The organism is Mycobacterium sp. NBC_00419 (assembly GCF_036023875.1).
In the GTDB taxonomy this organism is placed as follows: domain Bacteria; phylum Actinomycetota; class Actinomycetes; order Mycobacteriales; family Mycobacteriaceae; genus Mycobacterium.
Genome location: NZ_CP107931.1, coordinates 1,617,408 through 1,641,050, shown reverse-complemented (window position 1 = coordinate 1,641,050; position 23,643 = coordinate 1,617,408). Strand labels below are relative to the sequence as shown.

Here is a 23,643-nt window from a genome sequence, read left to right as displayed (position 1 = left end):
CGGCATATCCACCGGCTTGCCGCGCCGAGGACAAACCCCGACTAGGGTTTGCTGTCATGCAGGTCGACGTATTCGCGGCATCCCGAAGGGCAGTCCTAGAGGAAGCCGGCGGCGTGACCGCCGAAGGTTTCCCGATGACCAGCTGCCTGGTGGAGAGCTTCCCCACCCAGATCACCATCCCGCTGGTCCTCGGCGTGCACACCACCGGTGGTACCGACTACGAGATGCGGCGATTCATCATCGCCAAATCGCCTGAGGGCGAGCGGATGGGCCTGCTCGACTTCGCCTGGCAGTGGCCCGACAACCCGGGCACGCCGGTCAAGTTCCGGGTCTTCGCGCACTATCTGTCGATCTCGGTGTACTTCGCGGGCGTGTACACCGTCGGCTTGTACGAGGACCCCGAGGGCGAAGCTGAAGTGGCCTTCCCGCTGCCCGTACTGCGGCTCAACCCGCTGACCGGTACCGCCAATTAGAGCTTGCGCAGCCGCAGCCGGTTGATCGCGTGATCGGCATCCTTGCGCAACACCAGCGTCGCGCGCGGCCGGGTCGGCAGGATGTTCTCGATGAGGTTCGGCCGGTTGATCGAACTCCAGATGTCGCGGGCGGCCGCGACGGCCTGGTTGTCGGACAACCCCGCATAGTGATGAAAGTGCGACGCGGGGTTGGCGAATGCGCCGCTGCGCAACGCCAGGAACCGCTCGATGTACCAGTGCTCGATGTCCTCGATGCGGGCATCGACGTACACCGAGAAGTCGAACAGGTCCGAGACCATCAGCGTGGGACCGGTCTGCAGGACGTTGAGCCCCTCCAGGATGAGGATGTCCGGATGGGTGACGACGTGCTTCTCGCCCGGCACGATGTCGTAGATCAGGTGCGAGTACACCGGCGCGCACACCTGATCGGCACCGGATTTCACCGACGTCACGAAACGCATCAGTGAGCGTCGATTGTAGCTTTCTGGAAAACCCTTGCGGTGCATCAGGTTTCGACGGCCCAACTCGGCGTTGGGGTAGAGGAATCCGTCGGTGGTGACCAGGTCGACGCGGGAGTGGTCCTCCCAGCGAGCTAGCAGCGCCTGCAGCACGCGTGCGGTGGTCGATTTGCCGACGGCCACGCTGCCCGCCACGCCGATCACGAACGGCACCGGCCGGTCGGGATTCTGCTGCGGCTCGCCGAGGAACTCCGCGGTTGCGGCGAACAACCGCTGGCGCGCGGCAACCTGCAGATGGATCAATCGGGCCAGCGGCAGATAGACCTCTTCGACCTCGAGCAGGTCGATCTGCTCGCCCATACCGCGCAGCCCGGTCAGCTCGTCCTCGGTGAGCTTCAACGGGGTCGACATGCGCAGTCCGCGCCACTCAGTCCGGTTGAACTCCACGTAGGGGCTGGGTTCGCTCAGCCGCGCCATGGGCACAGTCTTGCAGTTAGCGTGGACGGCATGCAGCCCGGCACCCTCATCCGCGACTACCTCATGCTCGGTTTGCGTTTCGACCGCATCGAGGAAGGCTACGTCGACTCGTTCACCGGCGACCCGGCGCTGCGCCGTGCCGTGGCCGACGAGTCCGCCCCGCAGCCCGCCGAGCTGGCCCGCGAGGCGCAGCGCCTGCTGGGGGCTCTGCCGCAGGTTGCGCGCACCGACAGCTTCACCGACCAGCGCGCCGACTTCATCGGCGCCCACCTGCGTGCCCTGGCCTTCTCGGCCCGCAAGTTCGCCGGTGAACCGGTCGGGTTCGTCGACGAAGTACAGGCCTACTTCGATGTGCGGATCAGCCGCGGTGACGAGGACCGCTACCGCGCCGCCCACGCCCGCATCGACGAGGTGCTCGGGGGTAGCGGGCCACTGGTCGAGCGGATGGCCGCTCACCGCAGTTCCGACGAGATCCCGCCGCAGCGCCTCGAGGAGTGCATCCACGCCTTCTCCAGCGCGCTGCGCGACAAGGTCAGGGCCACCTACCCGCTGCCCGACGCCGAGACCATCGTCTACGAGGTCGTTACCGACAAACCGTGGTCGGGGTTCAACTACTACGACGGCGACTACCGCTCGACGGTGGCGGTCAACGCCGACCTCAAGCAGCAGATGGCCAACCTGCCGCGGCTGGTCGCCCACGAGTCCTACCCCGGCCATCACACCGAGCACTGCCGCAAGGAGGCCGGCCTGGTCGCCGGGCAGGACCAGCAGGAGCAGACGATCTTCCTGGTCAATACCCCGCAGTGTCTGATGGCCGAAGGCCTTGCCGACCTGGCGCTCTACGCCGCGGTCGGCCCGGGCTGGGGGAGTTGGGCCACCGACATCTACGCCGATCTCGGTCTGCGCTTCGACGGCGAACGCGCCGAAGCGCTTTCGGAGGCCTCAGCCGCCCTGGCCGACGTGCGCCAGGACGCGGCGCTGATGCTGCACGACGAACACCGCGACGCCGACGACGTCGCCGCCTTCCTGCAGCGCTGGCTGCTGATCGACGACACCCGGGCGCGGCAGTCGCTGCGGTTTCTGTCCTCGCCGCTGTGGCGGGCCTACACGAGCACCTATGTGGAGGGCTACCGGTTGCTGCGGACTTGGCTCGATGAACGCCCCGCCGGGGTGGGACTCACCGAGCGTTTCGGGCGGCTGCTGGACGAGCCACTGATTCCGTCGTCCTTGAAGTAACGCACTGCTAGACCGCGTCCGCGGTTATACGGTTCACGACATGTCGTTTTCGCGGGGGGCGACCCATGTCGGTGCTGCTGCTTTCGTGCTGGGCCTGTCCCTGCTCGGCCCGCCGATCGGCGTGGCCGCCGCCGACAGCGGGACGACCGGTTCCCCGTCGCATGCCGGCGGTGCGCGCGACCATCCCAAGCGGGTCTCCGGGCACACGCCGAACACCCCCCGCGCCACGGCAACCGGTGCATCCCGTCGCCCGGCCGCCTCGACCAGCGCGGCGAAAACCACCACCCCGCGCCGGGCGGGAAATACGTCCTGCGCGGCGTGCTGGGGCTTCACCGCGCCCACGATCCAGCAGGGCGTCGTCACGGCCGTCAACCACGCGTTCAACGACGCCTTCGACGGGGTGTCGACATTGCCCGCCAACCCGATCACCGACCTCGTCGAAGGCGGACTGCTGCTGGTCCGGCGCAGCATGTTCGGCTTCGTGCCGACCGGGGTGACCGCCACCCAGACCGGCAACTCGCTGACCGTCGACGTGAATACCGGAAGCGTCGCCTACTTCCGCACCACCGGCGACACCATCGAGGTGTCCGGCGATCCGGGCTTCGGAAACGCCGCGCAGTTCAGCGCATCCACGGTCAGCCACGTCAGCGCCAACGGCGCCAGTAACGCCGGCTGCGCCGGGTTCGTGTTCACCGGGGGAACTGCGGCCACCGACTTCACCACCGCCGGTATCGACTCGCTGCGTTTCGAGTCGGCGGCGGCGTTCACCGGCTGGGTGGACGTCACCTCGGTGCCGGGCCCGGTGACGGTCGCCGACGGGGTGCGCGGACTGCTCGGCGTGTCACTGAACGCGCCGGTGATCCTGGCCCGCGACACCGAGATCGACGCCGGGACCGGTAACGCGGCATTCGCCTCGACGGTCGACGGGCGGGGCTGGTTCGGCGGCCAATCGCTGACCGTAACCGCTTTGGGGACAACAACGTTCGGTGGCGACATTGGTTCCTACACGCCGCTGGGCACCCTCACCACACGGGGTATCGCACCCCTGCAGATCGAGCAGTCGGCAGATTCGAAGACCATCCCGCTGAGCTTCGTGCCGGTCGCGGGTGCGGGCGGCGTCACGGTGAAGTACGGCATCGACGTCGCGATCGGCAACAACCCGTCACGGCAGTACCTGTTCGACACCGGCGGCAACGGGTTCTTCGCCGGGTACGACCCGGCCTACTTCACCGGCGTGGTGCCCGGCACCGAACAGGCCGACATCACCTACACCAGCGGCCAGACTCTCAACGGTCTCGTCACCGCCGCGACCATCACCATCGGCTCCGGTTCCCACACCGTGTCGACGGCTCAGCCGGTGGACATCTCGGCGGTGGTCAGCGCGACCAACGGCAGCGGTGCCCCGATTCCGGTGAGCGCGCCGTTCGGCGGCCCCTTCGCCGGTGACTTCGGCGGTGCGTTCGGCGTCCAGCAGATCAACGGCCAGGTGCTCTACGCGCCGGGGTCGTTCATCACCAGCCCGCTGTTCCAGCTGCCCGGCAACCTCTCCAGCGGCTACCTCGCCCAGCTCGGCCCGATCGGCACGACGCCATCGCTGACCGTCGGGGTCACCGATGCGCTGCGGGCCCAATTCACTTATGCCGTACCGATTTCAGAGATCCTCAATCCCGACCCCAACTACCCGGAGTCCGCGGGCAGTTACCCGATCTCCGGGTATCCGCTGCTCCAGCAGTTCGGCTTCAGCCCCCAGTACATCGTGGGCAATCCGTTCCCGGTGCCGGTGGGCGACGGGCCGCTGCCCAGCCTGATCGACAGCGGCGCCGGCTCGACCGGTCTGCGGCTGCCCGACCTGCCCAAGCCGGGGGAGGACGCGGACGGCAACCTCACCGCCGGTGCCACCCTCGTCGCCGTGTTCCCCACCACCAAGGGGCTGGCTCCGCTGGTCTGGCAGACCACGGCAGGCAACATCGCCTCGGTGAATCTCGTCGGCTACGTCAACGAGACCGGCGCGGCCATCGACGTCCCCAACGTCAACACCGGCCTGAACATGTTCAATGACTTCGACGTCATGTACGACGTCGCCGAACAGGTGATCTGGTTGCGGCCCAACGGCGGCCAGTCGACAGTCAACCTGCATTCGGTGACCACCCGGGGTGCGCAGTCCTACGGCCAGAACGCCGAACTCGACGGCACCTACACCGCCGGCGGCACATTCTCGGTGGCTGGCGTGACGCAGGTGACCGGCGACACCACCGTCGACGCCCGGGGTGACGTGACGTTCTCCGGCACCGTGGACGCCGCGAACGCCGGAGTGCAGTCGCTGCAGGTCAATTCGCGCGGCACCACCACCTTCGTGCGGGCCGTGGGCGGCGACGTGCCGCTAGCGGCGCTGGGCACCGACCGCGGCGGATCGACCGTCACCGCGGCCGTCGCCACCACGGGCGCACAGTCCTACGGCGACGACCTCACCCTCAACGGCGCCTACGTCGCCGCCAGTGGTGCGTTCACCGTGGGCGGCGCGACGACGGTCGCCGGTCCCACCTCGGTGCAGACCACCAACGCCGCGATCACCTTCGGCGGCGACGTGGATTCGGCTGCCGGCGCCGGTCATGTGCTGTCGGTCTCGGCGGCCGGCAACACCGTTACTTTCAACGGACGGGTCGGAGCGCGTAACCCGCTGGGCGGCTTGGTGGTCACGAACTCCGCGGCCGTCACCGCCAACGGCCCGGTCACCCTCAGTGGCAGCCTGCCCAACTCCCAGGGAGTCGGGTTGTTCATCGGCGGCAACGTGACGGCCACGTTCGCCCGCGGCGGGTCCATCACCGGCTTCACGAACTCCGGTGTGGTCTTCAACGGCGACTCGCCGTCCTCGGTGCTCACCGGTTTCACCATCTCCGGCAACGTCTATGACGGCATCCAGTTCGCCGGTCAGAACTACGCGAACACCACCATCAGCTACAACACCATCTTCGGGAACTCGGGCTTCGGCATCGAAACCCTGCAAGCGACCACTGGCCTGACGATCCGCAACAACACCATCGGCATCAAGGGGCAGACCAACCCGTGGGGCTACACCTCCGGCGGCCCGAATGCCCACGGCATCGTGCTGGCGGCGGGCGACTACACCGGAACGGTCATCGCGGACAACACGATTCAGTACAACCGGCGTGACGCGATCACCGCACCCGGCGGCGTCGAGGGCCTGACCATCTCCGGCAACACGCTGCGCTACAACCAGGGCAACGGCATCGAGTTCACCGGCGGCGACTTCACCGGGACGACCGTCAAAGGCAACATCATCACCGGTAACGGCGGTGACGGGATTCTCCTGGGCGCCGGAATCGGCCAGGCGCTCAACGATTTCGGCAATCCCCTGAGCGGCTATACCGACAACAATCCCGGCAACCCGGCCGACCAGAACCCGTATGTCCTGGGCCACTACGTGCTGCCGTATGCCAACGACCCCGGCTTCTACGACGAGCCGATCCCCACCGGTCCGCAGGTCATGGTGTCCCTCAACGGAGAACAGTCCATCGCGGTCTACCTCGATACCGGCTCGCGCGGGCTGTACTTCGGCCAGGACCTCGTGCCCTATCTCGACACCTCGCAGGGCACCAAGGGTTACGTCTATCTCAACAGCTCGAATCGGCTGTTCTTCGGCACCTGGGTCAACCCCGAGATCACCTTCCCGCAGGCGACCTGGTCCGAGATCACCGCCGACCAGAAGGTCGCGACGGCCTACGCCCCGGTCCTGGTGGTCAGCGCCGTCGGGGCGTCGATGACGCCGCAGCCGGGTACCACCGCCGCGAGTGCCACCTTCGCCACCAAAACCGATGCGGGCACCGTCACGATCACCAACGGCAGCAGCACCCAGCAGGTGGCCATCACCGCCGGCACGGGCGGCGCCGGCACCGTGACGATCCCGGGCGGGTGGTGGGCGACCTACGATGCCAACCCGGGTGTGCTGGCCCCGGTGTCGAACTTCGGCGTCGGGTTCGACCGCACCGGACTGGGAACCGACCCCACCGCCAACGGGCGCAATCAGGCGTACAACACCTTCCTCAACCTGGCCGAGATGCAGGACGGCACGATGCGCCCGGGCTACGTCATCACCGCCGACGGCGTCACGCTGGGCCTGGACAGCACGGTCACGTCCGGCACCCCCTACGCCTACACCGATCTCGCACCGTCCGGTTTGTCCCAAGGCGGCCAGAGCGCACCGGACTGGCAGCCGGCCACCGGCCGCGTCACCTACCAGTCGCAGACCTCCGACTTGGGGACGGTCGTGATCGACCTCGGCATCCCCAGCGGAATCCTCACCCTGCCCGGGTACACCGCGTCGTCGGTGTTCACCGGTCAGCTGACGGTTGATCTGCTCAACTCCGGCGGAAAGGTCGGCTACACGGTCGATCCCACCGACACCACCAATCAGATGACGGCGACTTCGGTGTCGTTCTTCAGCCCGCTGGCCGGTGCGTACACGCAGAACATGCCGCAGATGAGCCAGCAGTTCTTCAACACCGGAATGCGGGTTGTGGCCGGGATGAATTACCTGTACGACGCCGCAGGCGGTTACGAGGGGCTCTACACGCCCGCCGACCCGGTGACCAACCCGCAGCAGTCGACGGCGTTCGCCAGTGCCGGGGGCACCTTCGAGGCGGCCTACTACCCGAACTTCAAGATTCCCGGCGGTGTCACGAATCTGTCCGTCGAGGGCAACACCATCACCGCGAACGCCGGCAACGGGGTGACGGTGAACGGCCAGACATCGATCGGCAACGCGCTCACCGCGAACTCCATCTACGCCAACACCGGTCTCGGTATCGCGCTGACCAACGGCGGCAACGGCGGTCAGCCCGCCCCGGTGGTGCAATCGGCGACACTGCAGGGTGTTTCGACGGTGCGGGTCACCGGATCGGTCGCCGGCACCGGGCCGTTCCAGCTGCAGGTGTACAGCAGCCCGGCGGGCGACGCGGGCAACGTCGAGGGCAGGCGGCTGCTCGCAACGGTGCCCTCGAGCCCGTCGGATTTCAGCGTCGAGGTCGACGCCACGGCACTGGCGGCCGGTGACTGGATCACCGTGCTCGCGACGCCGACCGCCGGGGCCCCCAACACCTCGCAGTTCTCGGCGCCGGTGGTGATCGGGTAGGCCACTCCGGCCATGGGCGCGCCGACTACGCTCTTGGCATGTCCACCGACGCGATTCTGTCCGGCGCCACCGACTACGCCGCCACCGCCAGCGAGGCCTACCGCAGCGCCCTTGAGGTCATCGAGTCCGTCGAACCGCGCATCGCTGCGGCCACTCGCAAGGAGCTTGCCGACCAGCGCGCGTCGCTCAAGCTGATCGCCAGCGAGAACTACGCCTCCCCGGCGGTGCTGCTGACCATGAGCACCTGGCTGTCGGACAAGTACGCCGAGGGCACCGTCGGGCACCGGTTCTACGCCGGCTGCCAGAACGTCGACGACATCGAGTCCATTGCGGCCGAGCATGCCCGCGAACTGTTCGGCGCCCCGTACGCCTACGTCCAGCCGCACTCCGGCATCGACGCCAACCTGGTGGCGTTCTGGGCCATCCTGGCCACCCGGATCGAGGCGCCCGCGCTGGCCGATCTCGGCGTCAAGAACGTCAACGACCTGTCTGAGGCGGAGTGGGAGCGGCTGCGCGCCAAGCTCGGCAGCCAACGCCTGCTGGGCATGTCGCTGGACGCGGGTGGGCACCTCACCCACGGCTTCCGGCCCAACATCTCCGGCAAGATGTTCCACCAGCGCAGCTACGGCACCAACGCGGAGACCGGTCTGATCGACTACGACGCCGTCGCCGCCACCGCCCGCGAGTTCAAGCCGCTGATCCTGGTCGCCGGGTACTCCGCCTACCCGCGGCGGGTCAACTTCGCCAAGATGCGCGAGATCGCCGACGAGGTCGGCGCCACCCTGATGGTCGACATGGCGCACTTCGCCGGTCTGGTGGCGGGCAAGGTGTTCACCGGCGACGAGGATCCGGTGCCGCACGCCCACGTCGTCACCACCACCACGCACAAGTCGCTGCGCGGTCCGCGCGGCGGCATGGTGCTGGCCACCGCCGAGTACTCCGACGCCGTCGACAAGGGCTGCCCAATGGTCCTGGGCGGTCCGCTGTCGCACGTGATGGCGGCCAAGGCCGTCGCGTTCGCCGAGGCGCGCCAGCCGTCGTTCCAGGCCTACGCCCAGCGGGTCGCCGACAATGCCCAGGCGTTCGCCGACGGGTTGCTCAAGCGCGGCGCCCGTCTGGTCACCGGCGGCACCGACAACCACATCGTGCTGCTCGACGTGCAGGGCTTCGGGCTCACCGGCCGGCAGGCCGAGTCGGCGCTGCTCGACTCGGGCATCGTCACCAACCGCAACTCGATTCCGGCGGACCCCAACGGCGCCTGGTACACCTCCGGTATCCGGTTCGGTACCCCGGCGCTGACCACGCGTGGTTTCGGCCCGGCCGAATTCGACCGGGTGGCCGAGCTGGTGGTCGAGGTGCTGTCCAATACTCAGCCGGCCCCGGCCAGCGCCGGACCGTCGAAGGCCAAGTATGTGCTGGCCGACGGCACGGCCGACCGGGTGCACGCCGCGTCCGCGGAGCTGCTGGACGCCAACCCGCTGTATCCCGGCCTGACCCTCTAAAAACTCGCGAAACGCGGGCGGCGCGATTTTTTGACAGCCGTGTCGGTGAGTTACAGTAACCGCATGGCACAGAAACCTGTCGCGAACTCGCTGACCCTCGAACTTGAGCCGGTTGTCGCCGACAATCTGGCCCGCTTCCTGGAGACGGCACAGGAGTGGTACGCCCACGACTACGTCCCGTTCGACCAGGGCGAGAACTTCGCCTTCCTGGGCGGAAAGGACTGGGATCAGTCCCAGGTCACGCTGCCCAAGGACGTCGTCGACGCCTGCGAGATCATGCTGATCACCAAGGACAACCTCGCCGGATACCACCGCGAGCTCGTCGAGCACTTCATCCTCGAGGACAAGTGGGGCCGCTGGCTGGGCCGCTGGACCGCCGAGGAGAACCTGCATGCCATCGCGCTGCGCGAGTACCTGGTGGTCACCCGTAACTTCGACCCGGCCGCCGACGAGCAGGTCCGCGTCGCGCACGTCATGCGCGGCTACCGCGGCGACAAGCTGACCCAGATCGAGACGCTGGTGTTCATGGCTTTCCTCGAGGGCGCCTACGCGGTGTACTTGCGCAACCTGGAAGCAAAGATCACCGAGCCGGTGCTCAAGGGTCTGATCGGCCGGATCGCCACCGACGAGGAACGCCACACCGAGTTCTTCCGCAACCTGGTGAACTACTGCCTCGAAGAGGTCAGCCGCGACTCCACGCTGAGCTCGATCGCCCGCCGGGCCGGTGCCTTCGGCGTCGTCGGCGGCGACATCATCGAGTACCAGGACAAGGTCGCCAACGTCGCTGCGGCCGGCATTTTCGACCTTGCTGCGGCGCGCACCGTGGTCTCCGACACCATCAAGCACTGGGGTCTGAGCGACGAGCCGGTCGTGCGCACATTCGTCCTCGCGTAACAGCCATATGACGCGGCGCGCCTGCCCGGCGCGCGGGCTCGCATCGGAGTAGCGTCGCCGTTGATGGCTAGCGACATGCTCTGCTATCCGGGCGGTACCAATCGTTTCGACGAAAGGACCGGCTCCGGTCCTGGTGCTGCTGTGCCCCTCGGAAGGTTCGTGCGGGGCCGCGCGGACCGGCTGTTTGCTCAAAGGAGCGCCCAGTGACCCAATCGTCGTCGCCCGAACGTCGGACATATGTGCTCGACACCTCCGTCTTGCTCTCCGATCCGTGGGCGTGCAACCGGTTCGCCGAACACGAAGTGGTGGTACCACTCGTGGTCATCAGTGAATTGGAAGCCAAGCGTCATCACCACGAGCTGGGCTGGTTCGCCCGGCAGGCGCTTCGATTGTTCGACGACCTTCGCATCGAGCACGGTCGCCTCGATCAGCCGATTCCCGTTGGGACACAAGGCGGTACGCTGCAGGTTGAACTGAACCACAGCGACCCCACGGTACTGCCGCTGGGCTTCCGCACCGACACCAACGACGCCCGGATCCTCACCTGCGCGGCCAATCTCGCCGCCGAGGGCAAGCGAGTCACCCTGGTCTCCAAGGACATCCCGCTTCGGGTGAAGGCCGGCGCCGTCGGCCTGCCGGCCGACGAGTACCACGCGCAGGACGTCATCACCTCCGGCTGGACCGGGATGAGCGAGCTCGACGTGGCTCCCGAGGATATCGATACGCTCTTCGCCGAGGGCGAGATCGACCTCGTCGACGCGCGGAACCTGCCCTGCCACACCGGTGTTCGGCTGCTTGGCGGCAGCTCGCACGCACTGGGCCGGGTCAACGCCGACAAGAAGGTCCAGTTGGTCCGCGGCGATCGCGAAGTGTTCGGCCTCCGGGGAAGGTCAGCCGAACAACGCGTCGCCCTCGATCTGCTGCTCGACGAGTCGGTGGGCATCGTCTCCCTCGGCGGCAAGGCGGGCACCGGCAAGTCGGCTCTGGCGCTGTGCGCCGGCCTGGAAGCGGTCCTCGAACGGCGCACCCAGCGCAAGGTCGTGGTGTTCCGTCCGCTGTACGCCGTCGGCGGCCAGGAGCTCGGCTATCTGCCGGGCAGCGAGAGCGACAAGATGGGCCCGTGGGCCCAAGCGGTGTTCGACACCCTGGAAGGTCTCGCCAGCCCGGCGGTGCTCGAAGAGGTGCTCTCCCGCGGGATGCTCGAGGTGCTGCCGCTGACCCACATCCGCGGGCGTTCGTTGCACGACTCGTTCGTCATCGTCGACGAGGCGCAGTCGCTGGAACGCAACGTGCTGCTGACCGTGCTGTCGCGACTGGGTGCGGGCTCGCGGGTGGTGCTCACCCACGACGTGGCCCAGCGCGACAACCTGCGCGTCGGGCGCCACGACGGGGTGGCCGCGGTCATCGAGAAGCTCAAGGGGCATCCGCTGTTCGCCCACATCACGCTGATGCGCAGCGAACGTTCGCCGATCGCGGCGCTTGTCACCGAGATGCTCGAGGAGATCACCCCCGGCGCCCTGCCCTGAGCGCGTAACAGGGACCGTCCAGGCGTGCCCGGTAAACTTTCCGGGTGCGACGCCGTCCTGACAGCCCGTCCTGGTCCTATCTGCGGACCGTGATCGGCGTGTGCGCCGGTGTGGCTGTCGTCGTCATCGGCGGCTTCACCGGGCACGTCAAGGTGGCGAAAGCCGACGCGGTGGACTGCGCGGTGGTCAAGTGTGTGGCGCTGACCTTCGACGACGGGCCGACGCCCTACACCGACCGGCTGCTGGGCATCCTGGGCGACGCCGACGCCAAGGCGACGTTCTTCATGATCGGCAACAAGGTGGCGGCCAACCCGGCCGGGGCCAAGCGGGTGGCCGACGCGGGCATGGAGATCGGCTCGCACACCTGGGAGCACCCGAACATGACGGCGATCCCCGTCGAGGACGTCCCGGCCCAGTTCAGCAAGGCCAACGATGCGATCAAGGCCGCCACCGGCCAGACCCCGACGTTGTGGCGCCCGGCCGGCGGGCTCACCGACGACGCGGTCAACAAGGTCGCCGCCCAGTACGGCGTGGCCGCCATCCTGTGGGACGTCATCCCGTTCGACTGGATCAACGACTCCAACACCGCGGCCACCCGCTACATGCTGATGAGCCAGATCAAGCCGGGCTCGGTGGTGCTGTTCCACGACACCTACTCCTCGACCGTGGACCTGGTGTACCAGTTCATCCCGGTCCTCAAGGCCAACGGCTACCACCTGGTGACGGTCAGCCAGATGCTGGGACCGCGCGCTCCGGGCAGCGTCTACGGCTCACGGGACAACGGCCCGCCGGTCAATGCGCTGCAGGACATCGCGCCCGCCGACATCCCGACGCTGCCGGCCACCCCGTCACCCAAGCCGATGCCGAACATCCCGATCACCGACATCCCCGGGGCCAACTCCGGCGGGGCGAACAACGGCGCCTAGCCGACGTGCACACCAACACCTCGCTCGTTCTGACCCTGCTTGTCCTCGGCTACGCGGTCGTCTCGGCGCTGGTCAGCCGCTGGTATGTGGCTCCGGCGCTGATCTTCATCGCGCTGGGCATGCTGCTCGGCCCGTCGGGGCTGCACCTGATCGACGCGAGCCCGCAGGCCGGCAGTTTCACCGTGCTGGCCCAGCTGGCGCTGACGGTCATCCTGTTCAACCAGGCCGCCCGCCTCGACCTGCGCAGCGTCGTCCGGCGCGGCCACGTCACGTTCCGCCTGCTTTTCGTGGGCATCCCGCTGACGCTGGGCCTCGGCGCGCTCACGGCGGTGCTGTTGCTGCCGGTGCTGCCGTGGTGGGAGGCGGTGTGCCTGGCGGCGATCGTGGCGCCCACCGAGGTGGCGCTGATCGACGCGCTGCTCGACGACGAACGCATCCCCGAGCGGGTCCGCCACGCACTGTCGGTGGAGAGCGGGTTCTACGACGGGTTCGCCCTGGCCGCGCTGCTGGCCGCGGTGGCCCTGGCCTCGGCGAGCAACGACGCCCATCCGGGTCGCTGGGCGTGGTTCGCGTTCCGCACCGAGGTCGTCTCGCTGGTGGCCGGTGCGGTCATCGGGGTCGTGGGCGGCTGGGCGATCGCGACGTCCTGGAAGCGCGGGTGGATGAGCGACACCTGGGCGCAGTTGGCGACGGTCGCGGTGGCGCTGCTGTGCTTCGAGGCGGGGGAGGGGTTGCACGGCAGCGGGTTTGTCGCCGCGTTCGCCGGTGGCCTGGTCTCGGCGGTGGTGGCGCGCCGCCACGACGAGCAGGTCCCCACGCAGGTGTCCGACGCGGCCGGTCAGCTGCTGGAGCTGTTGGTGTTCGCCATGTTCGGCGCGTTCGCGGTCCGCGAGGGCTGGCAGTACGCGAGCTGGCGGGTGGTGCTGTTCGCGGTGCTCGCCGTGTTCGCGGTGCGCATGGTCGCCGTGTTGCTCGCGCTGATCCGCTGCGACCTACCGATGTACAGCCGGGTGTTCATCGGCTGGTTCGGCCCGCGCGGCATCGGCACCGTGGTGCTCGGCCTGATCGTGCTGGAGCGCGGTCAGATCGAGGAGTCCGACCTCATCTCGCAGGTCGTCGTCGTCGCGGTGACGATCAGCCTGCTGGTACACAGCCTGACCGCCCCGCTCGGCATCCGCCGGTTTGCCGCTAGTCGCCGTCCTTGACCTTCGCCATCGCCAGCACGTCGAGGCGCTTGTCGAGTTCGGCCTCCGAGAGCTTCTCGCCGATCAGGCCGCGGTCGATGACCGTCTGCCGGATGGTCTTCTTCTCCTTGAGCGCCTGCTTGGCCACTTTGGCGGCCTCCTCGTAGCCGATCGCCGAGTTCAGCGGGGTGACGATCGACGGGGACGACTCGGCCAGCTCGCGCAGGTGCGCCTCGTGGGCGATCAGGCCGTCAATGCACTTGGCGGCGAACAACTTCGACACGTTGGCCAGCAGCGTGAACGACTCGAGCAGGTTGCGCGCCATCATCGGGATGTAGACGTTCAGCTCGAACGCGCCGGACAGGCCGCCGACGGTGATGGCGGCGTCGTTGCCGATGACCTGGGCCGCCACCTGGGTGACGGCTTCGGGGATGACGGGGTTGACCTTGCCCGGCATGATCGAGCTGCCCGGCTGCAGGTCGGGCAGCGCCAGCTCGCCCAGCCCGGTCAGCGGGCCCGAGCCCATCCACCGGATGTCGTTGGCGATCTTGGTCAGCGAGGCGGCGATGGTCTTGAGCGCACCGGATGCCTCGACCAGACCGTCGCGGGCGGCCTGAGCCTCGAAAGAGTCCTTGGCCGTGCGCAATTCGGGCAGACCGGTCTGCTCGACCAGCACGGCGACCACCTTGGCGCCGAAGCCGTCGGGGGCATTGAGGCCGGTGCCGACGGCGGTGCCGCCGATGGCCAGCTCACCCAGGCGGGGCAGCGTCGCTTTGACCCGCTCGATGCCGGCCTCGATCTGGCGGGCGTAGCCGCCGAACTCCTGACCCAGGGTGACCGGGACGGCGTCCATCAGGTGGGTGCGGCCGGACTTCACGACAGTGCGCCACTGGCGGGCCTTGTTGGCCAGCGACTCGTGCAGAATCTCCAGGGCCGGAATCAGCTGGCGCACAGCAGCTTCGGTAGCCGCGATGTGGGTGGAGGTGGGGAACGTGTCGTTGGAGCTCTGCGACATGTTGACGTCGTCGTTGGGGTGAACGGTCACGCCGTTGCGGGCCGCGATCGAGGCGATCACCTCGTTGGCGTTCATGTTGGAGCTGGTGCCCGAGCCGGTCTGGAAGACGTCGATGGGGAACTGGTCGTCGTGCAGTCCGTCGGCGATCTCGCCGGCGGCGGAGATGATGGCGTCGGCTTTCTCTGCCGACAACAGGCCGAGGTCCTTGTTGACCTGCGCGCAGGCGGCCTTCAGCAGTGCCATGGCACGGATCTGGTTGCGGTCCAGCCCGCGGAAGGAGATCGGGAAGTTCTCGACGGCCCGCTGGGTCTGGGCGCGCCACAGGGCCTTGGCCGGAACCCGGACCTCGCCCATCGTGTCGTGCTCGATGCGGTATTCGCCCTCGGCTGCGTTCGTTTCGACAGCGCTGTCGGTCATTGTTGCCTTTCTTAGGGGAGCGGGTGGGCCGCGGACGTGTCCCCGGTGAAGTCCACCGCGGAGTATTCGTTGAGCTTGGAAAGCCGGTGGTAGGCGTCGATCATCCGGACTGTGCCGGACTTCGAGCGCATCACGATCGACTGCGTCGTACAGCCGCCACCGAAGTAGCGGACACCCTTGAGCAGGTCACCGTCGGTGACGCCGGTGGCGCAGAAGAAGACGTTCTCCCCGGCGACCAGATCCCGGGTGGTCAGCACTCGGTCGAGGTCGTGGCCCCGGTCGATCGCTTTCTGGCGCTCCTCGTCGTCGGTGGGTGCCAGCATGGCCTGGATCTCACCGCCCATGCAGCGGATCGCGGCGGCGGTGATGATGCCCTCGGGGGTGCCGCCGATTCCGGCGAGCATGTCGGTGCCGGAGTCGGGCCGGCAGGCCGAGATCGCGCCTGCGACGTCGCCGTCGGAGATCAGCCGGATGCGGGCGCCGGCCTCGCGCACCTCGGCCATCAGCTTGGTGTGCCGGGGCCGGTCCAGGATGCAGACGGTGATGTCGGAGGCCGACGCCTTGCGCACCTTGGCCAGGCGCTGGATGTTGGCCGCGATCGGTGAGGTGATGTCGATGAAGTCGGCGACATCGGGCCCGGCGGCGATCTTGTTCATGTAAAACACCGCCGACGGGTCGAACATCGCGCCGCGTTCGGCCACCGCCAGCACCGAGATCGCGTTCGGCATGCCCTTGCTCATCAGCGTGGTGCCGTCGACCGGGTCGACGGCGAAGTCGCAGTCCGGCCCGTCGCCGTTGCCGACCTCTTCGCCGTTGTAGAGCATCGGGGCGTTGTCCTTCTCGCCCTCGCCGATCACCACCACCCCGCGCATCGAGACCGAGTTGACGAGTTCACGCATGGCATCGACGGCCGCGCCGTCGCCGCCTTCCTTGTCACCACGGCCGACCCACCGGCCGGCCGCCATGGCGCCGGCTTCGGTGACTCTCACCAACTCCATGGCGAGGTTTCGATCGGGTGCTTCGCGGCGGCGGGCTTCAGGCATGGCTGAGATTGTCCCAGAAGAGGGTGAGCAGTCCAGACCTGGGATACTGGCAGGCGTGACCGACCCACATGTCGCCGCCTCGGCTGCCAATGTCGCCGGCCCGGCGGCTCCGGCGCCGAAGGAGGCCAAGCCGCGCCTGCTCCAGGACGGCCGCGACATGTTCTGGTCGCTCGCGCCCTTGGTGGTGGCGTGCATCGTGCTGGCAGGCCTGGTCGGCATGTGTTCGTTCCGTCCCAACGGCCCCGAGGACGGCATGGCCCCGGCCTATGACGCCCCCGCTGCGCTCAAGGCCGACGCCGACACGCTGGGCATTCCGATCCGGCTGCCTGCGCTGCCCGCGGGCTGGCAGGCCAACTCCGGTGCCCGTGCCGGCATCGACGCAGGCCGCACTGACCCCACGACCGGCCAGCGCCAGCGTGCGGTCACCTCGAAGGTCGGCTACCTCGCCCCGTCGAAGATGTTCGTCAGCCTGACCCAGAGCAACGCCGACGAGGTGGCCCTGGTCTCGTCCATCCACCGATCGATGGTGCCGACCGGCGCCCAGGACGTCGGCGGGGTGAAGTGGGTGGTCTACGAAGGCGGCGAGGGCACCGAGCCGGTGTGGACGACGCGGCTGGACAGCTCGCGGGGCCCGGCGCAGCTTGCCATAACCGGTGCCGGCAGCGCCGATGACTTCCGTACGCTGGCCCTCGCGACACAGTCGCAGCAGCCGATCGTTCCCGGCCGATAAAGGGAGACGCAATGCCCGGACCCGAAGCAGATCTGACCGGATGGGCGTGCGAGCCCTTCAGCGCCGCCGGTTTCACCCACGACGTGTACCGCAAGGGGGCGGGCCCCGGTGTGGTGCTCATCCCGGAGATGCCGGGTGTACACCCGGGTGTGCTGGCGCTCGGAAACCATCTGGTGGACAACGGGTTCACGGTCGCGATCCCGTCGTTGTACGGGACGCCCGGGGCGCCGGGGATCCGTCCGGGGATGGTGCCGGTGCTTGTGCGCGGGTGTGTGACCAAGGAGTTTGCGGCGTTCGCGACGAACAAGGAGCGACCGGTCTCGCATTACCTGCGGGCGCTGGCGCGCGACCTCAAGGAGAAGACCGGCAGCAAGGGTGTCGGGGTGATCGGGCAGTGCTTCTCGGGTGGCTTCGCCCTGGCCGCGGCCGTCGACGACAGCGTGCTGGCTCCGGTGCTCAGCCAGCCGTCGGTGCCGATCCCGTTGACCCCCAAGCAGAAGCGTGACCCCGGATTGTCCGAGGCTGAGCTCAAGATCATCGAGAAGCGTGCCGCCGAAGAGGGACTGTGCGCGTTGGGGCTGCGGTTCAGCGGCGACCCGATGGCGCCGCGGGAGCGGTTCCAGACACTCAAGGACCGCCTCGGCGACGCCTTCGAGGTCATCGAACTCGATTCCTCGCCGGGAAATGCCGGCGGCTTCGGCCGGATGGCGCACTCGGTGCTGACGCTGGAGGTCCGCGAGGAGGAGGGTCAGCAGGCCTACGAGGCCCGCAAGCGGATGGTGGAGTTCCTCAAGGAACGCCTGACCTAGATTCGGACCACGGTGTTGCGACGGGCCTGCTTGGCCTGATACATCGCGGCATCGGCGCGGGCGGTGACCGCGCTGGACGACTCGCCCGGCGCCGACACCGTCGCCCCGATGCTCAGTGTGGCGCTGATCGCCGTGCCGTCATGATCAATGGGTTCGGCTGCGCGACAACGGATCTTCTCCGCGATCTGGACGGCCTCGTCGAGGCTGTGGACCCCGGGCAGCAGGACCACCATCTCGTCGCCGCCCATCCGCCCCACCGTGTCCCCGCTGCGGACGCTGTCACTGATGCGCGCCGCGATGGTGGACAGCACCACGTCGCCTGCGGCGTGGCCCAGGGTGTCGTTGATGGTCTTGAAGTGGTCGACGTCGCAGAACAGGATGCCCAATTGTGATCCTGGGGAACGAGGTTGGTCGAGTGCGGACTCCAGGCGGGTGATGACCTCGGCCCGGTTGGGCAATCCGGTCAGGATGTCGAATCGGGCCAACCGGTCCAGTCGCCGCTCGGCCTCGACCTTGTCGTCGACGATCCGCAACGCCGTGATCATCCCGTCGGTGTTGCCGTCCTCGTCGATATAGGGTTTGGCGTTGCCGTCGACCCAGTGGTAGCCACCCTCGGTCGTACGGACCCGAAACCGTGCCGAACCGATGGTGCCCGTGCGCATTTCACGAACGGCTGTGGTCACCGCCGGCAGGTCCTCGGGGTCGATGCGGTCACTCAGGTCCGAGCCGGCCCACCGCGCGGGTGGGTCACCGAAGGCGGGTTGCACGGACGGCGACACCCAACTGACCTGCCCGTCGTGCAGGTGGAAGACGACGTCGACGGCGTTGTCGGCCAGGATGTGGTAGCGCCGTTCGGCGTCGGCGCGCCCGATCAGAAGCTTCTGCTCTCGCTGGCTGAAGTAGAACGCGACCACGCCGACGATGGTGGTCGAGATCGTCGTCGCCAGAATCCAGGCCGCTTCCGAGCCCAGCCCCAGCTCCAGGAAGGGCAGCCGGGCCAGACTCACCACCAGGGGCAGCCCGGCCAGCACGCCGGTCAACCGCAGCAGCGCCCACCGGTCGCCCCGGGCCAGCAGCCAGGCGCTCGGGTTACGGTCCGGGCGGGCCAGCACCGCGGCGGCGACGAGCAGCAGCACGCCGACAGCCGTGGTGATGCCCTGGCCGGTCGACTCCGTTATCCGCACCGCCGAGACCAGCCGGAAAAGATGCCCGATCACCGTGATGACAGGTGCGGCTATTGCCCCCACCAGGAATGCTCCCCAGAGCAATCCGGTGCGACGGCGGTCCATTCGCATGACGACGACGGCGACCGACAGGTACAGCACCGACGCCGCCGTCCGCGGGGTCGGGCCGAACGGGTGACCGGCGAGGTGCTCGAACACCACGGCCGCGGCGTGGACGCCGATCGCTACCGCCAGTGCCCGTGCGCACCACACCCGCCACTGCGGGGGCCGCCCGGTCTGCAGCAGAACCGCCACCGCCATCCCGGCCAGCCACAGCGGGGTGAACGACTTGAGTTCGTCGATGTCGCTGACCCAGCCGGACAGGTCCAGCAGCGCGACCACCAGTACTGCGGCAGCAGCGGCGCGTGCCCACCGATTCAGCCGGGTCTCTGCCGTGCGAACGGCCGTGTCCATCGGCTACTCCCTCGAGGTGTCACCGTACCGAGCAGTGCGAACCTAGCAACGACTGGTGCGTTGGCGCGCGCTATCCGTGTTCGAGGGCGAAACTCCCGGAATCCGTCACAGTTGGCCGGCTCGCCACTTGTCCAGAACGCGACGATCCCGTTTGGTCGGCCGGCCGGCGCCGCGGTCCCGGGCTGCCACCGGCACCGCCAAGACCGGGGGTGGGGCAGGCGTTCGATCGAGGTAGCACGTCACCGCGTCGGCGGCGCCGACCCGCTTCTGGATCACCCGCAGCACCTCGACGATCCGGGTGGTGTCGCCGACCCGGGCGCGGATGTGATCGCCGGGGGAGACCATCGTCGAGGGTTTGGCCAGCCGGTCGTTGACCCGGACGTGTCCGCCGCGGCATGCGGCCGCGGCATCCGGGCGGGTCTTGGTCAACCGCACCGCCCATAACCACCGGTCCACCCGGGTCGATTCCATGACGTCCATCATGGACTGCGGGGACCGGCGCAGCAGCGGCAACCGGAATCCTTGTCGCACCATCGATTCATCCTGAGCCTAAGGGTGACCTGTGCCGCGTGCCGTAGGGCACTGTTGCCTTCCTATGATCGAACTTACCGAGCTGACCAAGGTCTACGGCCACGGCACCCACCGTTCCGTCGTGTTGGACCGCATCAGTTTTCGTGTGGCCGCGGGGGAGATCCTCGCCGTCGTCGGCCCCAGCGGGGCGGGCAAAAGCACGCTGGCTGAATGCATCAACCTACTCACCGCGCCGACGTCGGGTTCGGTCGTCGTCAACGGCGAGGACCTGACCACGCTGTCGTCGAGCAAGCTGCGGGTCGCGCGGCGCCGCATCGGTACCATCTTCCAGTCAGCTGGTCTGCTGGAACGGCGTACCGCAGCTGAAAACGTCGCGCTCCCATTGCAATACCTGGGCGTGACCGCGCAGGAGTCACACAAGCGGGTCGCCGAGCTACTCGACCGGGTGGGGCTGTCGTCGCGCGCCGATCACTACCCCTTCCAGCTGTCCGGAGGCCAGAAGCAGCGGGTGGGCATCGCCCGGGCACTGGCGCTGCGACCGTCGGTGTTGTTGTCCGACGAGGCCACTGCGGGCCTGGACCCGATCACCACCGCCTCGGTCGTCGGACTGCTGCGCGAACTGCGCGACGACCTCGACCTGTCCATCGTGTTCATCACCCACGAGATGGACACCGTGGTCGAGATCGCCGACTCCGTTGCCCGACTGGATCGCGGCACCATCGTCGAATCCGGGCGGCTCGTCGACCTTCTCACCGATCCGCACTCCGAACTCGGCGCCGCTCTGCGGCCACAGGGTCAGGCCCGTAACGCTGATGCCGGCCAACAGGTGTGGCGAGTCGTCTACGCGTCTGACGTGCCCGCCGACTGGATCGCGCGGGCCTCCGGAGAGCTCGGCGCACCAATCTCGGTGCTCGGCGCCTTCGTGCAAGAGGTGCACGGTGTCACCGTGGGATCGGCCACCCTCGGCATCCCGGCCGACGTGGCCGGGCGCGCCGCCGATGTGCTTGCCCGCTACGGCCTTGCCACCGGCGAACACGCGCTGCGGGGTGCTGCGTGACCGCGACCCTGCTCGCCAGCGCCAAAGTCCCCGTCAACGAACTGCCCGGCCTGCTGATCCCTGCCCTGCTCGACACCCTCATCATGGTGGGCATCGTCATGACCATCGTGGTGACCGTCGGCGTGCCCCTCGGGGCGTTGATCCACAACCTGGCTCCCGGTGGACTGTTCGAAAACCCGGCACTGCATACGATTTTGAGCTGGATCATCAGCATCGGGCGGTCACTGCCGTTCCTGATCCTGATGGCCGCGATCATGCCGTTCACCCGCTTCATCACCGGAACCAACATCGGCATCGCGGCCGCGGTAGTGCCGATGTCGCTGGCCGGCATCGCCTTCTTCACCCGCATCGTCGAGAACGCACTTCGGTCCGTTCCGCCGTCGGTGGTGAAGGTGGCCCGGGCATCGGGAGCCTCGCGTCTGCAGATCATCCGCACCGCCCAGCTCGACGAGGCGATCCCGTCGATTCTCGGCGGCCTGACGATCAACATCATCGCGATGATCGAGTACTCCGCGATCGCCGGGACCATCGGTGCCGGTGGAATCGGCTATGTCGCAGTGACATACGGCTACCAGCGCTTCGACCAGGGCGTCATGCTCGCCACCATCGTCATCCTCGTCGCCACCGTCGCCGCCGTGCAGTTCATCGGCGACGTCCTTGTCCGCTTCACCACCCCCCACGCACGTATCCGTTCGAGAGGAACCGTCACCGCATGACCGCCACCGGAGTCGAAGTCGAAAGTCCCGACAACCACGGGTTCGAGATCAAGAAACGACGTCGATGGGTGTGGATCGCCGCGGGATTGGTTGTCGTCGTTGTCGCCGTTGTCGCGGGACGGTTGTTCTTCTTCGGAGACACCAAGTCCGCCAACGAGATTCCCGGGGCAACGCTGGTGGTGGCGACCAACGAGGGCAACGCCGCCGAGCAGGCGCTGATCGAGTACATCAGCCGCGAGGTCGCCCCGAAGCACGGTATCAAGGTGGCTTTCCGCGGCCTGTCCGACAGCAACACCATCAACCGCGCGGTCAGTGACGGCGAAGTCGCCGGCACCATCTATCAGCACAAGCTGTGGCTCGGTCAGGTGCTCGAGGCTAACCCCGACTTCCGGGAAGAGGCCGCCACCCCGGTATTCCGGTGGGGCTTCGGAATCTGGTCGGACAAGTACCGTGACGTCTCGCAGCTGCCGGACGGCGCCAACGTCTCGCTGTACTCCGATCCCGCCAACGAGGCCCAGGGCCTGTGGCTGCTGGAACGCGCGGGCCTGATCACGCTGAACCCGGCCGTCGACAAGTGGACCGCCACCCGCAAGGACATCGTCGGCAACCCGAAGAACCTGAAGTTCACGCTGCTCGACTTCGCGGCGCAGTCACGCTCATTGCCCGATCTTGACGCCGCCGTCGGCTACACCGAGTACTACCTGGCCGCCAAAGTGCCGCTCCAGCAACAGATCTTCGCCCCGCCCGCGCCCGACGAGTTCGCCGGACAGCTCACCATCGGCAGCCGCTGGGCCGATGCCGACAACATCAAGAAGCTGGTCGCGACGTTCAAGGACCCGGCGGTTCAGCAGTTCCTGGCCACCGACCCGAGCGTCAAGGGCATCCTGCTGCCGCTCTAGGCGGCAGGACGCTTCGACCCGCCGTGCGTGGTGGCGGCTTTCGGCGTCGCCGAGGCCTCGGCCTGGTGTGCTGAGGACGCGGTGGCGGCTGCGGCGCGAGCTGCGCGGGGCACCTGGACGGTGTGAGTTGCGCGCGCCGAATGTCCGGTCGGCGCGGCGGCTTCCCGCACCGCCACTGCCACCGACGTCTCGGCGGCGGCCGCGGATTTCCCTGCGGAGGCCGGCAGGCCGGTCTTGCCGGTGATGTAGTTGTAGACCCCGCCGGGTCCCGTGCCGCCGCCGTAGCCGTTGAACCAGGCATCCGCCAGCAGGCCACCGCCCACCTGGACCGGCCCGAGGTAGAACTTCGGGATATTGCCCGTCAGGCCCAGTACGAAGTTCTTGACCAGATTCGTCAGGGACATATTGGTCGTTATCTGGCTGATGACGTAGGCCCCGACGCCGGCATTACCGGCGGGTGATCCGTTGTAGCCGAAGTAGTAGGCGTTGGCGAGTCTGCCGCCGCCGAGCGCCACCGGCCCGAGCATGAGTGTCGGAAGCTTGGAGGTGAAGGCCAGGACGCTCGCCTGGTTGGCGTTCAGATAGTTGTTCCCCATCAGCCCCAGCCCGCCGAGGATTTCGCCGAAGCCGGCGAACAGTCCGCCCCAGTCGCCGTACGCGACTTCGCGGGTCGCCTGCGAATCGGCAAGCAGTTCATAGCTACTCGTCACGGTCGGCGTTGCGAGTGCGACGCTGTGATGAGCATCGGTGACCGTCGGTGTGGTCACTGCCACGGTCACCGCGGTGGCCAAACAGGCCGCGGACAGCGCAAATGGGCGCACATAAGTCATCATGGATCCCCCCGATCTCCCAGTCAGGCGCCCCCGCGCCTGAACTCATGACAAATCGTACGATCCTCGCCCCGCGTTGTCCTGTCCAGGAAACAACGAAACAAAGCCAAGGACCTAAGTCCCGGAATTCGGTC

19 protein-coding genes are annotated in these 23,643 nt (G+C 67.9%); 13 read left to right on the top strand and 6 right to left on the bottom strand.

The window, feature by feature from the left end; genetic code table 11:
• The first annotated feature begins 56 nt into the window (after positions 1 to 56).
• On the top strand, positions 57 to 473 hold the full coding sequence (locus OG976_RS07510; RefSeq protein WP_328360004.1) for a hypothetical protein: 417 nt from the start codon (positions 57 to 59) through the stop codon (positions 471 to 473).
• Here the strand turns inward: OG976_RS07510 and coaA are convergent.
• Positions 470 to 1,408 (bottom strand): type I pantothenate kinase, encoded by a 939-nt coding sequence (coaA, locus tag OG976_RS07505; RefSeq protein ID WP_328360001.1) that lies wholly within the window; start codon positions 1,406 to 1,408, stop codon positions 470 to 472. The two genes, OG976_RS07510 and coaA, sit on opposite strands and share 4 nt — an antisense overlap.
• 30 nt (positions 1,409 to 1,438) lie before the next feature.
• On the opposite strand from coaA, the gene OG976_RS07500 reads away from it, so the two are divergent.
• The 7 genes from OG976_RS07500 (at position 1,439) to OG976_RS07470 (ending at position 13,846) form a co-directional block, all read left to right on the top strand.
• Positions 1,439 to 2,644: a DUF885 domain-containing protein gene (locus tag OG976_RS07500; RefSeq protein WP_328359998.1), complete on the top strand. Its 1,206-nt coding sequence runs from the start codon at positions 1,439 to 1,441 to the stop codon at positions 2,642 to 2,644.
• A gap of 40 nt (positions 2,645 to 2,684) precedes the next feature.
• Positions 2,685 to 7,793, top strand: coding sequence for a beta strand repeat-containing protein (locus OG976_RS07495; protein WP_328359995.1), 5,109 nt, complete (start codon positions 2,685 to 2,687; stop codon positions 7,791 to 7,793).
• A gap of 38 nt (positions 7,794 to 7,831) precedes the next feature.
• Positions 7,832 to 9,295 (top strand): glycine hydroxymethyltransferase, encoded by a 1,464-nt coding sequence (locus tag OG976_RS07490; protein ID WP_328359992.1) that lies wholly within the window; start codon positions 7,832 to 7,834, stop codon positions 9,293 to 9,295.
• Between the two features lie 63 nt (positions 9,296 to 9,358).
• Positions 9,359 to 10,189: an acyl-ACP desaturase gene (locus tag OG976_RS07485; protein WP_328359989.1), complete on the top strand. Its 831-nt coding sequence runs from the start codon at positions 9,359 to 9,361 to the stop codon at positions 10,187 to 10,189.
• A gap of 203 nt (positions 10,190 to 10,392) precedes the next feature.
• Complete coding sequence (locus OG976_RS07480; RefSeq protein ID WP_328359986.1) at positions 10,393 to 11,715, top strand: PhoH family protein; 1,323 nt, start codon at positions 10,393 to 10,395, stop codon at positions 11,713 to 11,715.
• A 44-nt stretch (positions 11,716 to 11,759) separates the two neighbouring features.
• Entirely contained in the window at positions 11,760 to 12,641 is an 882-nt protein-coding gene (locus OG976_RS07475; protein ID WP_328359983.1) for a polysaccharide deacetylase family protein, read from the top strand.
• Positions 12,642 to 12,646: 5 nt separating this feature from the next.
• Positions 12,647 to 13,846 carry a cation:proton antiporter gene (locus OG976_RS07470; RefSeq protein ID WP_328359980.1) on the top strand — a complete coding sequence of 400 codons (1,200 nt, stop codon included), beginning with the start codon at positions 12,647 to 12,649 and terminating at the stop codon, positions 13,844 to 13,846.
• On the opposite strand, the gene OG976_RS07465 is transcribed toward OG976_RS07470, so the two are convergent.
• Together OG976_RS07465 and glpX are read right to left on the bottom strand one after the other, a co-directional pair.
• Positions 13,830 to 15,257 (bottom strand): class II fumarate hydratase, encoded by a 1,428-nt coding sequence (locus OG976_RS07465; protein WP_328359978.1) that lies wholly within the window; start codon positions 15,255 to 15,257, stop codon positions 13,830 to 13,832. The genes OG976_RS07470 and OG976_RS07465 overlap by 17 nt on opposite strands.
• 11 nt (positions 15,258 to 15,268) lie before the next feature.
• Positions 15,269 to 16,300 carry a class II fructose-bisphosphatase gene (gene glpX / locus OG976_RS07460; RefSeq protein ID WP_328359975.1) on the bottom strand — a complete coding sequence of 344 codons (1,032 nt, stop codon included), beginning with the start codon at positions 16,298 to 16,300 and terminating at the stop codon, positions 15,269 to 15,271.
• A gap of 55 nt (positions 16,301 to 16,355) precedes the next feature.
• Here glpX and OG976_RS07455 point away from each other — a divergent pair, with 55 nt between their 5' ends.
• Together OG976_RS07455 and OG976_RS07450 are read left to right on the top strand one after the other, a co-directional pair.
• Positions 16,356 to 17,030 (top strand): DUF4245 domain-containing protein, encoded by a 675-nt coding sequence (locus tag OG976_RS07455; RefSeq protein ID WP_328359972.1) that lies wholly within the window; start codon positions 16,356 to 16,358, stop codon positions 17,028 to 17,030.
• A gap of 11 nt (positions 17,031 to 17,041) precedes the next feature.
• Entirely contained in the window at positions 17,042 to 17,839 is a 798-nt protein-coding gene (locus OG976_RS07450) for a dienelactone hydrolase family protein (RefSeq protein WP_328359969.1), read from the top strand.
• On the opposite strand, the gene OG976_RS07445 is transcribed toward OG976_RS07450, so the two are convergent.
• Positions 17,836 to 19,476, bottom strand: a complete 1,641-nt coding sequence (locus OG976_RS07445) for a sensor domain-containing diguanylate cyclase (RefSeq protein WP_328359966.1) — start codon at positions 19,474 to 19,476, stop codon at positions 17,836 to 17,838. The genes OG976_RS07450 and OG976_RS07445 overlap by 4 nt on opposite strands.
• A gap of 105 nt (positions 19,477 to 19,581) precedes the next feature.
• Complete coding sequence (locus tag OG976_RS07440) at positions 19,582 to 19,947, bottom strand: RNA-binding S4 domain-containing protein (RefSeq protein ID WP_328363263.1); 366 nt, start codon at positions 19,945 to 19,947, stop codon at positions 19,582 to 19,584.
• A gap of 124 nt (positions 19,948 to 20,071) precedes the next feature.
• On the opposite strand from OG976_RS07440, the gene OG976_RS07435 reads away from it, so the two are divergent.
• Genes OG976_RS07435 through OG976_RS07425 form a run of 3 tightly spaced genes read left to right on the top strand, consistent with a single transcriptional unit; the run spans position 20,072 to position 22,679 of the window.
• Complete coding sequence (locus OG976_RS07435; RefSeq protein WP_328359963.1) at positions 20,072 to 21,064, top strand: methionine ABC transporter ATP-binding protein; 993 nt, start codon at positions 20,072 to 20,074, stop codon at positions 21,062 to 21,064.
• Entirely contained in the window at positions 21,061 to 21,780 is a 720-nt protein-coding gene (locus tag OG976_RS07430) for a methionine ABC transporter permease (RefSeq protein WP_328359960.1), read from the top strand. The genes OG976_RS07435 and OG976_RS07430 overlap by 4 nt, the downstream gene beginning before the upstream one ends.
• Positions 21,777 to 22,679: a MetQ/NlpA family ABC transporter substrate-binding protein gene (locus tag OG976_RS07425; protein ID WP_328359957.1), complete on the top strand. Its 903-nt coding sequence runs from the start codon at positions 21,777 to 21,779 to the stop codon at positions 22,677 to 22,679. The genes OG976_RS07430 and OG976_RS07425 overlap by 4 nt, the downstream gene beginning before the upstream one ends.
• Here OG976_RS07425 and OG976_RS07420 read toward each other — a convergent pair.
• The gene (locus OG976_RS07420) at positions 22,676 to 23,500 is read right to left on the bottom strand and encodes a hypothetical protein (RefSeq protein ID WP_328359955.1); all 825 of its coding nucleotides are present in this window, start codon (positions 23,498 to 23,500) and stop codon (positions 22,676 to 22,678) included. The genes OG976_RS07425 and OG976_RS07420 overlap by 4 nt on opposite strands.
• Positions 23,501 to 23,643 lie beyond the last annotated feature (143 nt).

What these genes read in the sequence shown, in the direction of transcription:
- OG976_RS07510 (WP_328360004.1), top strand. Translation starts at nt 57, where the DNA reads ATGCAGGTCGACGTATTCGCGGCATCCCGAAGGGCAGTCCTAGAGGAA.
- coaA (WP_328360001.1), bottom strand. Translation starts at nt 1,408, where the DNA reads ATGGCGCGGCTGAGCGAACCCAGCCCCTACGTGGAGTTCAACCGGACT.
- OG976_RS07500 (WP_328359998.1), top strand. Translation starts at nt 1,439, where the DNA reads ATGCAGCCCGGCACCCTCATCCGCGACTACCTCATGCTCGGTTTGCGT.
- OG976_RS07495 (WP_328359995.1), top strand. Translation starts at nt 2,685, where the DNA reads ATGTCGTTTTCGCGGGGGGCGACCCATGTCGGTGCTGCTGCTTTCGTG.
- OG976_RS07490 (WP_328359992.1), top strand. Translation starts at nt 7,832, where the DNA reads ATGTCCACCGACGCGATTCTGTCCGGCGCCACCGACTACGCCGCCACC.
- OG976_RS07485 (WP_328359989.1), top strand. Translation starts at nt 9,359, where the DNA reads ATGGCACAGAAACCTGTCGCGAACTCGCTGACCCTCGAACTTGAGCCG.
- OG976_RS07465 (WP_328359978.1), bottom strand. Translation starts at nt 15,257, where the DNA reads ATGACCGACAGCGCTGTCGAAACGAACGCAGCCGAGGGCGAATACCGC.
- glpX (WP_328359975.1), bottom strand. Translation starts at nt 16,300, where the DNA reads ATGCCTGAAGCCCGCCGCCGCGAAGCACCCGATCGAAACCTCGCCATG.
- OG976_RS07450 (WP_328359969.1), top strand. Translation starts at nt 17,042, where the DNA reads ATGCCCGGACCCGAAGCAGATCTGACCGGATGGGCGTGCGAGCCCTTC.
- OG976_RS07445 (WP_328359966.1), bottom strand. Translation starts at nt 19,476, where the DNA reads ATGGACACGGCCGTTCGCACGGCAGAGACCCGGCTGAATCGGTGGGCA.
- OG976_RS07440 (WP_328363263.1), bottom strand. Translation starts at nt 19,947, where the DNA reads ATGGAATCGACCCGGGTGGACCGGTGGTTATGGGCGGTGCGGTTGACC.
- OG976_RS07435 (WP_328359963.1), top strand. Translation starts at nt 20,072, where the DNA reads ATGATCGAACTTACCGAGCTGACCAAGGTCTACGGCCACGGCACCCAC.
- OG976_RS07425 (WP_328359957.1), top strand. Translation starts at nt 21,777, where the DNA reads ATGACCGCCACCGGAGTCGAAGTCGAAAGTCCCGACAACCACGGGTTC.